We start from the raw sequence: 13,265 nt of genomic DNA on the forward strand, positions 1-13,265 counted from the left end.
TCGGGCCTGTGGCCGTCGATCGTGAGCGTGTCGCCGCGCTCGTCCGAGAGCTGCTGGCGGCGATCGGTGAGGACCCCGAGCGCCCCGGCGTGCACCTGACCCCGCAACGGGTCGCGGACGCGTACGCGGAGTTCTTCTCCGGTGTGGGGATGGATGCCGCGGCCCCCCTCGCGCACACGATCTCCGTCGCGCGGGGCCCCGCTCCGGACACGCTGCCGTCGGGCGCGGTCATGCTCCGCGACATCCGCTTCCGATCGGTGTGCGAGCACCACCTGCTTCCGTTCCGCGGGCACGCGCACATCGCCTACCTCCCCGGCGAACAAGTGGTCGGACTCGGCGCGCTGCCCAAGGTCGTCGACATCCTGGCCTCCCGGCCTCAGGTGCAGGAACGTCTCGGTGAGCAGATCGCCGACACGATCGCGGACTCCCTCGACGCCCGCGGAGTACTCGTCGTCCTCGACGCCAGCCACGAGTGCGTCACGATGCGCGGTGACCGGCAGACCGAGGCATCCACGATCACCATCGCGGCCCGGGGCGAACTGTCCGAACCCGCTGCACGGGCGGAGTTGATCGCGCTGCTCGGAGCGCCGCGCGGATGAGCACCCTCATCATGGGGATCGTCAACGTCACCCCGGACTCCTTCAGCGACGGCGGCCGCTTCGTAGACCCTGACGCGGCGATCGCCCACGGTCTGCTGCTGCGCTCGCAGGGAGCGCACATCCTGGACGTGGGCGGCGAATCCACACGCCCGGGATCGGAGCGGGTCTCCCCGCGCGTCGAGCAGGAGCGGGTCCTGCCGGTCGTTCGGGCGCTGGCGGACGCCGGTGCGGCGGTCAGTGTCGACACGATGAACGCTTCGACCGCTCTGGCCGCGGTCGAGGCCGGTGCCCGCATCGTGAACGACGTCTCGGGCGGGCTCGCCGACCCGGACCTCCTCGCGGCGGTCGCGTCCACGGATGCCGACCTCGCGATCGGCCACTGGCGCGGGCCGTCCACGGACATGTATGCGCGTGCCGAGTACGAAGACGTCGTGCACGAGGTGCTCAGAGAGCTGTCCGAGCGCGTGGAGGCTGCTGCGGCCGCCGGCATCCCCCCCGCCCGGGTCATCGTCGACCCGGGGATCGGGTTCGGCAAGAAAGGCGCGCAGAACTGGGACGTGCTCAGGGCGCTGCCGCGCATCGCCGGGCTCGGACACCGCGTGCTGGTCGGGACCAGCCGCAAGCGGTTCCTGGCCGAGGTGCTCAGCGCGGATGCCGAGGACGAGGTGTCGCAGCCGCGACGCGATCTCGCGACGGCGGTCACGAGTGTTCTGTCGGCACAAGCGGAGGCGTGGGCGGTCCGCGTGCACGATGTGGCAGGGACGCGGGATGCACTGCGGATCGCCGATGAGTGGTGGCGCCCGGCCGCACGCCGAGGGTGAGGGAGAGTCGATGGACTTCACGGACGAGATCACGCTGACCGGCCTGCGGGTGTTCGGTCGGCATGGCGTGTTCGAGAGCGAGCGCCGCGACGGTCAGTACTTCATCATCGACGCGACGCTCTACGTCAGCACCGCGGCGGCCGCGGTCAGCGATGACGTCGCCGATACCGTGCATTACGGCGAGGCGGCCGAACGGATCGCCGCCATCGTCGGCGGCGAACCGGTGAACCTGCTCGAGGCGCTCGCCCAGCGCATCGCGGACGCGCTGCTCGAGTACGACGGCGTGCGGATGGTCGCGGTGACGGTGCACAAGCCCGCTGCGCCGATCGAACTGCAGTTCGCGGACGTGTCCGTGACGATCCGCCGGACCGGACGGGACGCCCGCTCGTGAACCGCCGGCTTGCCGAGGGCATCGACGTCGACGCGCCCCGGACGGATCCGACGCCCGTACGGGCGGTCGTCGCCCTCGGGGCCAACCTCGGCGACCGCGCAGCGACGCTGGATGCTGCGATCGCCGAGCTGCGCCGCCTGCCACTGGTCGACGACGTGCGCGCGTCCGCGCCGGTCGAGTCGGTGGCGGTCAAGCCCGAGGGCCCGGATGCCGCGGCGCCGGCATACCTGAACGCCGTCGCCCTGGTGACGACCCGCCTTGCTCCGTCCCTGCTGCTCGCCTTTCTGCAGGCGATCGAGGCCCGCCACGGGCGGGAGCGACGCGAGCGGTGGGGGGATCGGACGCTGGATCTGGACCTGATCTCCTACGGCAGCGTGACCAGCGACGACGCCGTGCTGACCCTGCCGCACCCCCGGGCCGCCGAGCGTGACTTCGTGCTCGTGCCGTGGCTGAGCATCGATCCGGACGCGGAGCTGCCGGGTCGGGGCAGGGTCGAGGTCCTCCTCGAACGCCTGCGGAGCGGCTCGTGAGGCGAACCGGCGCCGGCATCCTGCTGATCGCGGCGGCCATCGGGATCGCACTGGGATTCCTGCTCGACCAGGGGCTCACCGCCGCGGGGCGGGCCACCTTCATCCCCTCTGTCACGCTGCCGATCTTCCTCGTCTTGCTCGGCGGGGTCGTCGTCGCGCTCGCGCTGCCCATCCGTCGCGCTACACGTGGGGCGCACGGGCAGCCGGTCAATCCCTTCTGGGCGCTGCGCATCGCAATGCTCGCGAAGGCGTCGAGCATCGTCGGTGCCGCCGTCGGAGGCCTTGCCGGGGGTCTGGCGCTGTTCCTGCTGACCCGCCCGGTTTCTCCCTCGGTAGGCTCGTTGGGCGCCATCATCGCAACCGCGGTGTGCGGTGCGCTGCTGGTGGCCGCAGGGCTGTATGCCGAGCACCTCTGCACGATCCGGAAGGACGACGATGACGAACATCCCGGAGGCGACGACCCCGGACTCGCCACGTGACGAGCCAGCCCCCGCAGATCCCGGCAACCCGGTTCCCCCCGAAGGCCCTGGCTCGCTGACCCACGCCCCCGACGTGGTCCCCCCGCACGCCCCCGAAGCGGTCACCCCGACGGAGACCCCGGTCCCGCTCGACGCGCTGGATGTGCTGGACGCGGACACGTACTCGTCGATCCGCGAACCTCGCGCGGCCGCGCGTCTTCCGCTCGGCGACGGCACCTGGCATCAGCTGGCCCGTCAGTACGTCTGGGTGCAGCTCATCTCGACGGGCGTGCTCGTTCTGATCGTCCTGACCGCCGTGCTCCTGCTCACACTGCTGTGGCACCAGTGGTGGGCATGGATCCCGGGCGGCATCTTCCTGATCATCCTGATCTGGACGATCGCGATCACACCCCGTCAGGCGCGTGCGTACGGATATCAGCTGCGTCATGACGACCTCGTGTTCCGCCGCGGCATCCTGTGGCAGCGTGTGGTCGCGGTGCCCTACGGGCGGATGCAGCTCGTGGACATCACGCACGGCCCGCTCGATCGGGGCTTCGGCATCGCTCAGCTGAAGCTGGTCACCGCGGCGGCATCCACCGGGGTCGTCATCCCCGGGCTGAAGCAGGAGGCGGCGGAGCGGCTGCGCGACACCCTCGTCGATGTGGCTGAGACGCGCCGGACGGGTCTGTAGGTGCACACCACGCCCCCGCTTCCGCCGAGCGGTCCTGCATCGGGTCCGCCCGCGGCCGCGCCTTCCCTGACCGACGGCGAGTGGCACCGCCTGCATCCGCTGACCCCCCTGTTCCGCGGCGGGCTGTTCCTGGTCGTCATCGCCGGCATCGTGATCGCCAACCTGCGCGACCGGCTCGTCTTCATCTTTCTGCCCTGGCTCGACGACGACATCGACGTCGAGGTCGACGAGTGGCAGAGCGGCGATCCGATCGATTACATCCTCGCCAACAACCTCGTGCTGGTCGCGGGGCTCGCGCTGCTGGCCATCCTGCTGGTGCTCATCGCCCTGTTCTACCTGTCCTGGCGCTTCCACACGTTCCGCATCACCGGGGACGACGTCGAAGTGCGCAGCGGCGTGCTGTTCCGGACGCATCGGCGCGCGCCCCTGGACCGCGTCCAGGGAGTCAACCTCACGCGCCCGATGTTCGCGCGGCTGGTGGGCATGGCCAAGCTCGAAGTCGTCGGCGCCGGACTGGACTCGAACGTCAAACTCGAATACCTGTCCACTCCGAACGCGGAGGCGGTGCGGGCCGACATCCTCCGACTCGCGTCCGGCCGGCGTCTGGCGGAGGCACGCGTCGCGGGTGTCGCACCGAGCGTGTCCCGGGTGGCCAACGCGGCATCCGTGGTCAGCGCGGGCATCAACGGCCTCATCACAGGCGCCGAAGAGCCCGTCAGCGAACCCGAATCGGTGGTGCACATCCCCGTCGGGCGGCTCATCGCGTCGCGTCTGCTCAGCACCTCCACCCTCTGGCTGCTCGCGATCATCGTCGCGATCATCGTCGGTTCCATCGCGGGCACCCCGTGGGTGCTGTTCAGCCTCGTGCCCGCGCTCATCGGCTTCGGTGCGTACTGGGTGCGCACCATCACGCGATCGCTGCGCTACTCGATCGCCCCGACGCCCAGCGGCGTGCGCATCACCTTCGGTCTGTTCACGACCATCACCGAGATCCTCCCTCCCGGGCGCGTGCACGCCGTCGAAGTCGACCAGTCGATCCTGTGGCGGCCGTTCGGCTGGTGGTCCATCACGGTCAACCGTCTGTCCGGGCGGGGGATCGCCGACGCCAACGCGGACCAGTTCACGACGGTGCTGCCGGTCGGCACCCGCGAAGACGTCGAGCGTGTGATGCGTCTGCTGCTGCCCAACCTGCCCGAGAGCGAGTGGCCGTTGGTGTTCGAGCACGGCGTCCTCGGCCCGAAGCCGGACGATCCGTACACGAACACGCCGCGGCGCGCGCGCCTGCTGCGTCCGCTCTCCTGGAAGCGCAATGGCTTCCTCCTCCTCCCGCAGGCGCTGCTGCTCCGGCGCGGCATGATCTGGCGCAAACTCGCCGTCTTCCCCCTCGCCCGACTGCAGAGCATCGGCATCGAGCAGGGCCCGATCGATCGCGCCCTTTCCGTGGCCGGCATCCGTGCCCACACGATTTCGGGACGCGTGTACGGCCGATTGGGGATCCTCGATCGGGATGCCGCGCTCGCGCTCTTCGAGGATGCCGAAGCCGCGGCGCTCACGGCGGCCGCGAGCGATCACAGCCACCGCTGGGCGGGCGACCCGTCCGTCCCCGAGCCCGTCGACGAACGGCGAGCACGGTGAGGCGGGACGGGCGGCTCGGCGTCGGAATCATCGGCGCGGGCCGCGTCGGTCCCGTCCTGGGGGCCGCCCTCGGCGGAGCGGGGCATGCGGTGGTCGGAATCACCCGCGGCTCGGACGAAGAGCGCGTCGAGGCGATCCTGCCCGGCGTGCCCTTCCTCGATGCCCTCGAGGTCGTTCGGCGCAGCGAACTCGTCATCATCGCTGTACCGCACGACGAGCTGCCCGGACTGGTCGCCGGACTGGCCGAGCTGGGCGCGTGGCAGCCGGGCCAGCTCGTCCTGCACACCGACCCCGCCTACGGCATCGGCGCGCTCGGCCCCGCCGCGGCGATGGGGGCGATCCCGCTGGCCGTCCACCCGGCCGTGGCGTTCACGGGGACGTCGATGGATCTGCGTCAGCTCTCGCAGGCCTATGCCGCCGTCACCGCCCCCGGACCCGTGCTGCCGATCGCCCAGGCCCTCGCCGTCGAGCTCGGCTGCGAGCCGGTCGTCGTCGCCGAAGAGTCTCGTGCCGCGTACGCGGAGGCGCTCGAGACCGCCACCGAGTTCTCCCAGTCCATCGTCCGCCAGTCCACGCGGCTGCTCGCGGAAGCGGGTGTGCCCGACCCCGGCCGGTACCTGTCCGCGCTCGTGCACTCCACGGTCGATCAGGCGCTGTCCGCAGCGGGCTCCGCGGCCACCGACGATCCGACGGCGCCGATCGACGGATGAGCGCAGGCGGCCCCGTCGCTGCCTCCGCCGCCAGGTCTCTTCGCGCCCGCGGATAGACTGGCCCCGACTTCCGAGGAGCCCGAAACGATGAGCACTACGCCTGCGCCCGACGACGCGACCGAGCCGACCGACGAGGGTGTGGACCCCGCTGAGCTTGCCGAAGCGTTCGAGCAGAAGGCCGTGCGACTGGCCAAGCGCGAGCGCCTGATCGCCGAACGACCGGATGCCGCGGGCGGGGCCTACCCGGTCACCCTGCCGATCACCGACACCATCCCGGCGCTTCGTGCCCGGTTCGGCGAGCTCGAGGCGGGTGCCGAGACCGGCGTGATCGCCGCGGTCGCCGGCCGCGTCGTCTTCAGCCGCAACACCGGCAAACTGTGCTTTGCGACCCTGCAGGCCGGAGACGGCAGCCGCATCCAGGCGATGGTCTCGCTCGCCGGTGTGGGCGAGGAATCGCTGCAGCGGTGGAAGGAGCTCGTCGACCTCGGTGACCACGTCTTCGTGCGCGGCGAGGTCATCTCCAGCCGTCGCGGAGAGCTGTCGATCATGGCGTCGGATTGGCAGATCGCGGCCAAGGCGATTCTGCCGCTGCCCAACATGTACGGCGAACTGTCGGAGGAGAGCCGCGTCCGCAGCCGCTTCCTCGACCTGATCGTGCGCGATCAGGCTCGCGAGACGGTGCGGGCACGCGCGAAGGTCAACGCCTCTCTGCGCCAGACGTTCACGGATCGCGGGTACATCGAAGTCGAGACGCCGATGCTGCAGGTGCAGCACGGCGGGGCGTCCGCCCGGCCGTTCGTGACGCGCTCGAACGCGTTCGACACCGAGCTGTACCTGCGCATCGCCCCCGAACTGTTCCTCAAGCGCGCCGTCGTCGGCGGGCTGGACCGGGTGTTCGAGATCAACCGGAACTTCCGCAACGAGGGTGCCGACTCAACGCACAGCCCCGAGTTCGCGATGCTCGAGTCCTACGAGGCCTACTCCGACTATCACGGCATCGCCGACCTGACGCAGGACCTCGTCCAGAATGCGGCAATGGCGGTGACCGGCTCTACGACGGTGACCTGGGCGGACGGGACCGAGTACGACCTCGGCGGCCAGTGGGACCGCATCTCGATGTACGACTCGCTGTCCGCGGCATCCGGCGTCACGATCACGCCGCAGACCTCGCTGGAGGACCTGCGGGCGCTCGTCGCGCGGGAGGGTATCCAGGAGCCGCCGCTCGCCACGCCGGGCAAGCTCGTCGAGGAGCTGTGGGAGCACTTCGTCAAGCCCGGCCTCGTGCGCCCCACATTCGTTCTGGACTTCCCGCTGGACACCAGCCCGCTCGTCCGAGAGCACCGCTCGATTCCGGGCGTCGTCGAGAAGTGGGACCTGTATATCCGCGGCTTCGAGTTGGCGACCGGGTATTCCGAGCTCGTCGATCCCGTCATCCAGCGGGAACGTTTCACCGAGCAGGCCAAGCTGGCGGCGCGGGGCGACACCGAAGCCATGCGCGTCGACGAAGAGTTCCTGCGTGCGCTCGAGCACGGGATGCCGCCCTCGGGGGGACTCGGGATGGGCATCGACCGCCTGCTGATGGCGATCACAGGTCTGGGCATTCGCGAGACGATCCTCTTCCCGCTGGTGAAGTAGCCGCCGAGCGCGGTGGTCGCAGCACGGGCGACGGGCGCCGCATCAGCCGCGCCGGAACGCCCAGTCGGGAAGATGCCCGGCGTGGACGAAGGAACGGACGATCTCGGCCAGCCCGTGCTCCGGCTCGATCTCGCAGGCGCGCGTCGCGTAGCGGTCGGCGTGCGTGGAGCGGCCCAGAGCCCACGCCAGCCAGGCGCACGCGGCGAGGGGACCCGCCCGCTCCGCCCGGGGAGCGGCCGCCGCGATGCGTCGGGAGAGGGTGAGCGCGGCTTCGAGCCGGTCGGGATCCGGCCGCTCACCCTCCCCCCACATCTTCATCGCCAGATGGGTGGGGTACTCCTCGCCCGCCTCCCAGCGCAGCTGCGCTTCCAGCGCCTCGTCACCCGCGGCCATGCCGCCGCACCACTGCACGAGGGCGATGTCGCGCAGCGCGGGCCGCCCGAGGCACCAGACCAGGGCCGCCGCATCGAACGGGGCGAGGGATTCGGCATCCCACCCCAACGCGTCCTCGAAGAGCGTCGGCAGGTCATCGAGCGTGCACACCGCCGCGAGCGCGCGGGGGTCCACGCGGCGCTGGCCGGCGGACTCGGCGACGGATGCCGCGGCATCCGTCGGTTGATCCCCGGATGTCCTCGTATCCGACGGCCGCGCACCAGAATCCGGACCGCAGAGCAGCCGGACCGCGTCCTCGAGAGACGCGAGCGCTCGCGCCGTTCGCTCGCTCTCATCCAGATGGACGCGCGGCAGTTCCGCGCCCGCCGCCTGATCTCCGTCGGCGACCGCCAGGTGACCGGCGCCCGCGGGTTCGCTGCCCAGCTCGAGCAGAGGATGACCGGACGGCGGGCAGGAGGGATCGAAGACGGAACCCCAGCCGTCCGCCGCGACACACAGGGCATCGGTCACGCGGATGCCGCACGCGTCGGCGCGGCGTTCGAGCGCGGCGATCAGCTCGCGATGCGGCATCCCGTCGGCGCCGAAGACCGCATCGGTGTATGCGATGCAGGCCACGGCATCCGCCTCCGGAAGACGGCAGACCATCCCGATCAGCGTGGCGGCGAAACGGTCGAGCTCATCGATGTCCGCCGTTTCGGGCAGGTCGAATCGCATCGCGCCGACGCTCCGCGCCCCGGTGAAAGGAACGAGGACGAGACTGCGGGTGGGGCGGTACCCGAGCATCTTGGGAACGAGGGACAGGAATTGCGCCGCGTTCGCGGCCTTGACGGTCGTGGTCATGAGTCGACCCTGGGCTGTCGGGGGCCTGCGAAACGGGTGGGGGCACGCACTGTGGAGGGGACGCGGATCACCCCGGGGTGGGGAGGAACCGGCGGACGGTATCCTGGAGACATGGATAGCTACTGGGTCGCGGTCTTCTGGTCGCTGCTGCCCACGGTCGTGGTGAGCGGGCTGTTCTTCTTCATCCTTCGCAGCATCCTGCGCAGCGACCGCACCGAGCGGCGCGTGTACGCACGGGTCGAGGCGCAGGAACGGGCCAAGCGCGGTCTGCCGCCGGCGGCGTCTGCGGCGTCCGAGCGCTGAGACGATCTCCCGTACGCTGGGGGAACGTCCGGGCGGGGAGGCCAGTTGATGACTGTCACGTTCGACGCGACGTGGTGGCTGGTCCTGGTTTTTCTCACGGACATCACCATTCGCGTCGCCGCGATCATCGTCGTGCCGCGCAATCGCCGTCCGACCGCGGCCATGGCATGGCTGCTCGCGATCTACTTCATTCCGCTGATCGGGGTCTTCCTCTTTCTGCTCATCGGCAATCCGCGGCTTCCCCGCAAGCGCCGCCGCATGCAGCAGGAGATCAACACCTACATCCACGAGACCAGCGAGTCGCTCGACTTCGGGACGCTGCGCCCGAACGCACCGGACTGGTTCACCTCGTTGGTGACGCTCAATCGCAATCTCGGTGCCATGCCGTTGGCGGGCGACAACGCGGCGCACCTGATCTCGGACTACCAGCAGAGCCTCGACGACATGGCGGACGCGATCCGGCAGGCGACCCGGTACGTACACATCGAGTTCTACATCCTGCAGACGGACACCGCGACGGACAACCTGTTCCGTGCCCTGGAAGAGGTCGCCGCACGCGGCGTCACCGTGCGGGTCCTGCTCGACCACTGGGCCAACCGCGGCAAGCCGTTCTACAAGAAGACCTTGAAGAGGCTCGACGCGATGGGGGCCCAATGGCACCTGATGCTGCCGGTCCAGCCGTTCAAGGGCAAGTATCAGCGCCCCGACCTGCGCAACCACCGCAAGCTTCTGGTGATCGACGGCAACGTCGCGTTCATGGGTTCGCAGAACGTCACGGACTCCACGTACAACTTGAAGAAGAACATCAAGCGGGGGCTGCACTGGGTCGACCTGATGGCGCGGCTGGAGGGGCCCGTGGTTGCGTCGGTCAACGCGGTCTTCCTCTCGGACTGGTTCAGTGAGACCAACGAGGTCCTGACCGACGAGATCGACCTGTTCGACGTGACGTCCGGCCCCGGCGATCTGGACTGCCAGATCATCCCTTCCGGCCCCGGTTTCGAATTCGAGAACAATCTGCGGCTCTTCCTCGGCCTCATCTACTACGCCCAGCGCAAGATCATCATCGTCAGCCCCTACTTCGTGCCCGACGAGGCGCTGCTGCTCGCGATCACGACCGCCTGCCATCGCGGTCTGCACGTCGAGCTGTTCGTCTCGGAGGAGGGCGACCAGGCGATCGTCTACCACGCCCAGCGCAGCTACTACGAGGTGCTGCTGCGCGCGGGTGTGAAGATCTGGATGTACCGCAAGCCCTTCATCCTGCACAGCAAGTCGATGACCATCGACGACGGCTTCGGCATCATCGGGTCCAGCAACATGGACATGCGCTCGTTCGGTCTCAACATGGAGATCTCGATGCTCGTGCGGGGTGAGCAGTTCGTCACCGAGATGCGCGACGTCGAGGCGAGCTACCGTGCGCTGAGCCGCCAGCTCACGCTCGAGGAGTGGGAGAAGCAGCCGCTTCGTTCCACGGTGCTGGACAACCTGGCCCGGCTGACCTCCGCACTGCAGTGACACGCGGAGCGGTCGTGACATCTCCGTGACCGGATTCCCTGGCGGCGTCCAGTCGTGATGCGGCAGGATCGGCTCATGATCCTCGCGCGACGCCTGCTCGCTCTGCCCGCCGCCGTGCTGCTCGCCGGCATCGCCCTCGCCGGATGCGCGACTCCGGTCGCCGGCGGGCCGTCCTCCAGCCCCGGTTCCTCCACGGGGGGAAGCACCGAGCAGGAGATCGACGCCGCATGGCTGGACAACGGGCGCATGATCGGCATCGTCACGCAGGGCAGTTCGGGCTGCGTGCCCATCGCCGAGGACGCGACCCTCGACGGTGCGGTGCTCAGCGTCACGCTCGTCGAGCCCGACGCGCAGACCGCCTGCACCGCGGACTACGCCCCGCGGGTCACGCTCGTCTCGCTGCCCGAGGGCGTGGATCCCGCCCAGGATCTGGAGATCCAGGTGACCGGTGACGGCCGGCACGGCGACACCGACCTCGACGGCGTCGCGGGGCTCACCCCCGGCGCCGAGACCGACTACCTGCCGACCGCCGGTTGGACCGATGCGGACGGCCAGTTCGTGATCCTGACGTGGGGGTCGTCGACCTGCGCGCCGATGATCGAGACCGTCACGACCTCGGGTCCGTCCGACGTCACCGTCGTCTTCGCGTCACCGCCGGCGGATCAGGTCTGCACCATGGACATGGCGCCGCGCGCCGTGATCGCCACCGTCCAGGGCCTGGAGGATGACTCCGAGACCTTCGCGGTGCTCACCGGCGCCGAGTTCGACAACGTGCGCATTCCCATCGTCGGCGAGCACTGACGTCGGCCCACGGATGCCGCGGCCGCGGCATCCGCCCTGCACGCGCACGTCAGCGCTGCGCGGGACTGCGGACCGCTGCGCGGGTCTGCGGACCGCTGCGCAGGTCTGCGGACCGCTGCGCAGGTTCGCTCCGCAGTCGCTTTCCGCGACCCCTACGCTCGCCCGCGCGCGGAGAGTGACTGCGGAGCGCCGGGACGTTTCGCTCCGCAGTCGCTTTCTGCGACCCCTACGCTCGCTCGCGCGCGGAAAGTGGCTCCGGAGCGCCGGGACGTTTCGCTCCGCAGTCGCTTTCTGCGGCCGTTGTGCTCGCTCGCGTGCGGAATGTGACTGCGGAGCGCCGGGACGTTTCGCTCCGCAGTCGCTTTCTGCGGCCGTTGTGCTCGCTCGCGCGCGGAATGTGACTGCGGAGCGCCGGCGTCGGCGACTCCTCCCGCGCAGCGCGCACGCCGAGGTTGTCCCCAGTACGTGCGCGATGGGTCGCGCGCAAGTGTGCGCGGACGTCAGCGTGGACGGATGCCGCGTCCGTCGCTTCCGCCACATCTCGGCTCCGTGTTCACCGTGGCGGACGCCCGTCGCGCGGGGGTTACGCCTTCGCGGCTGCGCGCGCGGGACCTCGAGGCGCCGTATCGCGGCCTGCGTGTCGTCCGCGCTGACGGCTTCCGGCCGCGGACCTCGGCGCTGAGCGCGGGTGAGACGGCCGCGAGCGAACTGCGCGCACGGGCCATCGCGTTCGCGCGCACGATGCCGGCGAACCAGTACTTCACCCACGTCACGGCGGCGGTCCTCTGGGGGCTTCCGGTACCGTCGTCGCTTCTGCGCGACACGTTCGGTCGCCTTCGGCCGCTCGACGTCGGAGTGTTCTCCCCGCTGCGGCATCCGCGTCACGCCGGCGTCCGGGGGCACCAGGTCAGACCCGGGAGCGCGCGGGTGATCGAGCACGGGCTGTCCGGGGTGCGCCTGACGACCGCTGCGAGCACGTGGGCGATGCTCGGGGCCGTCATCGTGGACGAGTACGACCTCGTCGCCGTCGGTGACGCGGTCGTGCGGGAGCAGATGTTCCGCGACGACCCTCCGCCCCTCGCAACGCCGGACCAGCTCCGTGCCGCAGCGGCCGCCGGTCGTCGGGTCGGCATCCGGGCGCTCCGCCGCGCGCTGCCCCGCGTGCGCGTCCGCTCGGCTTCGCGCATGGAGACGCGATGCCGGCTGATCCTCGTGGACGCGGGGATGCCGGAACCAGAACTGAACTTCGCCGTCCGCGACGAGACGGGCGAGCTCGTCGCGTGCGTCGACCTGGCCTATCCGGAGCTGATGATCGCGATCGAGTACGAGGGCGAACAGCACCTCACCGATCCCGCGCAGTGGGCGAAGGACATCGCGCGGTACGAGGCCTTGGCCGCGATGGGGTGGTTCGTCGTCCGGGTCACCAAGTCCGATGTCTTCGACGGTGCATCCGCGCTCGTGCGGCGGGTGCGGCAGGCGCGTCGGTCCCGCGCGGACGTGTGACCCGCGCGCCGCGCCGCGCATGTGTTCCGCAGTCAGTGGTTGCGGCATCCGCGCGCGTGCGTCCCGCGGAATCCGACTGCGGAGCCACGGGGGCCGCGCCGCGTATGTGTGCCGCAGTCAGAAGCCGCGGCATCCGTCCGCGTGCGTCCCGCGGAAACGGACTGTGGAGCACCGGGTCCGCGCCGTGCGTGCGCTCCGCAGTCAGAAGCCGCGGCGTCCGTCCGCGTGCGTCCCGCAGAAACCGACTGCGAAGCACCGGGTCCGCGCAGTGCGCTCCGCAGTCAGAAGCCGCGGCATCCGCGCGCGTGCGTCCCGCAGAAACGGACTGCGGAGCCCGGGGGACCCGCGCCGCGTATGCGCTCCGCAGTCAGAAGCCGCGGCGTCCGCGCGCGCGTCCCGCGGAAACCGACTGCGGAGCACCGGTCCGCGCCGTGCGTGTGCTC

General features: G+C 70.4%; 14 protein-coding genes. 13 read left to right on the forward strand and 1 reads right to left on the reverse strand.

Annotated elements, in window-relative coordinates:
* The first annotated feature begins 8 nt into the window (after positions 1-8).
* The 9 genes from folE to lysS all read left to right on the forward strand — a co-directional run bounded on the left by folE (position 9) and on the right by lysS (position 7,470).
* Entirely contained in the window at positions 9-599 is a 591-nt protein-coding gene (gene folE / locus ABD655_RS02705; RefSeq protein ID WP_344711502.1) for a GTP cyclohydrolase I, read from the forward strand.
* Positions 596-1,420: a dihydropteroate synthase gene (gene folP, locus ABD655_RS02710; RefSeq protein ID WP_344711503.1), complete on the forward strand. Its 825-nt coding sequence runs from the start codon at positions 596-598 to the stop codon at positions 1,418-1,420. Before folE ends, folP begins: the two co-directional genes overlap by 4 nt.
* 10 nt (positions 1,421-1,430) lie before the next feature.
* The gene (folB, locus tag ABD655_RS02715; protein WP_344711504.1) at positions 1,431-1,811 is read left to right on the forward strand and encodes a dihydroneopterin aldolase; all 381 of its coding nucleotides are present in this window, start codon (positions 1,431-1,433) and stop codon (positions 1,809-1,811) included.
* Positions 1,808-2,341 carry a 2-amino-4-hydroxy-6-hydroxymethyldihydropteridine diphosphokinase gene (gene folK, locus ABD655_RS02720; protein WP_344711505.1) on the forward strand — a complete coding sequence of 178 codons (534 nt, stop codon included), beginning with the start codon at positions 1,808-1,810 and terminating at the stop codon, positions 2,339-2,341. Before folB ends, folK begins: the two co-directional genes overlap by 4 nt.
* Positions 2,338-2,820 carry a DUF3180 domain-containing protein gene (locus ABD655_RS02725; RefSeq protein ID WP_344711506.1) on the forward strand — a complete coding sequence of 161 codons (483 nt, stop codon included), beginning with the start codon at positions 2,338-2,340 and terminating at the stop codon, positions 2,818-2,820. Before folK ends, ABD655_RS02725 begins: the two co-directional genes overlap by 4 nt.
* Positions 2,777-3,490 (forward strand): PH domain-containing protein, encoded by a 714-nt coding sequence (locus tag ABD655_RS02730; protein WP_344711507.1) that lies wholly within the window; start codon positions 2,777-2,779, stop codon positions 3,488-3,490. The genes ABD655_RS02725 and ABD655_RS02730 overlap by 44 nt, the downstream gene beginning before the upstream one ends.
* Positions 3,491-5,125 carry a PH domain-containing protein gene (locus ABD655_RS02735; RefSeq protein WP_344711508.1) on the forward strand — a complete coding sequence of 545 codons (1,635 nt, stop codon included), beginning with the start codon at positions 3,491-3,493 and terminating at the stop codon, positions 5,123-5,125.
* Positions 5,122-5,835: a DUF2520 domain-containing protein gene (locus ABD655_RS02740; protein ID WP_344711509.1), complete on the forward strand. Its 714-nt coding sequence runs from the start codon at positions 5,122-5,124 to the stop codon at positions 5,833-5,835. The genes ABD655_RS02735 and ABD655_RS02740 overlap by 4 nt, the downstream gene beginning before the upstream one ends.
* An 87-nt stretch (positions 5,836-5,922) precedes the next feature.
* On the forward strand, positions 5,923-7,470 hold the full coding sequence (lysS, locus tag ABD655_RS02745; RefSeq protein WP_344711510.1) for a lysine--tRNA ligase: 1,548 nt from the start codon (positions 5,923-5,925) through the stop codon (positions 7,468-7,470).
* A 42-nt stretch (positions 7,471-7,512) separates the two neighbouring features.
* Here lysS and ABD655_RS02750 read toward each other — a convergent pair whose 3' ends face one another.
* Complete coding sequence (locus tag ABD655_RS02750) at positions 7,513-8,703, reverse strand: DUF4192 family protein (RefSeq protein WP_344711511.1); 1,191 nt, start codon at positions 8,701-8,703, stop codon at positions 7,513-7,515.
* 111 nt (positions 8,704-8,814) lie between these two features.
* Between ABD655_RS02750 and ABD655_RS02755 the strand changes: the two genes are divergently transcribed.
* From ABD655_RS02755 to ABD655_RS02770, 4 genes are all read left to right on the forward strand, one after another.
* Positions 8,815-9,006 carry a hypothetical protein gene (locus tag ABD655_RS02755; protein WP_344711512.1) on the forward strand — a complete coding sequence of 64 codons (192 nt, stop codon included), beginning with the start codon at positions 8,815-8,817 and terminating at the stop codon, positions 9,004-9,006.
* A 48-nt stretch (positions 9,007-9,054) separates the two neighbouring features.
* Positions 9,055-10,518, forward strand: a complete 1,464-nt coding sequence (gene cls, locus ABD655_RS02760) for a cardiolipin synthase (protein ID WP_344711513.1) — start codon at positions 9,055-9,057, stop codon at positions 10,516-10,518.
* A 75-nt stretch (positions 10,519-10,593) separates the two neighbouring features.
* Positions 10,594-11,319 (forward strand): hypothetical protein, encoded by a 726-nt coding sequence (locus ABD655_RS02765; protein ID WP_344711514.1) that lies wholly within the window; start codon positions 10,594-10,596, stop codon positions 11,317-11,319.
* Positions 11,320-11,832: 513 nt separating this feature from the next.
* Positions 11,833-12,822 carry an endonuclease domain-containing protein gene (locus ABD655_RS02770; RefSeq protein ID WP_344711515.1) on the forward strand — a complete coding sequence of 330 codons (990 nt, stop codon included), beginning with the start codon at positions 11,833-11,835 and terminating at the stop codon, positions 12,820-12,822.
* The last annotated feature ends 443 nt before the right edge of the window (positions 12,823-13,265 follow it).

The sequence above is a fragment of the Microbacterium terregens genome (assembly GCF_039534975.1).
GTDB classification, from domain to species: Bacteria; Actinomycetota; Actinomycetes; order Actinomycetales; family Microbacteriaceae; genus Microbacterium; species Microbacterium terregens.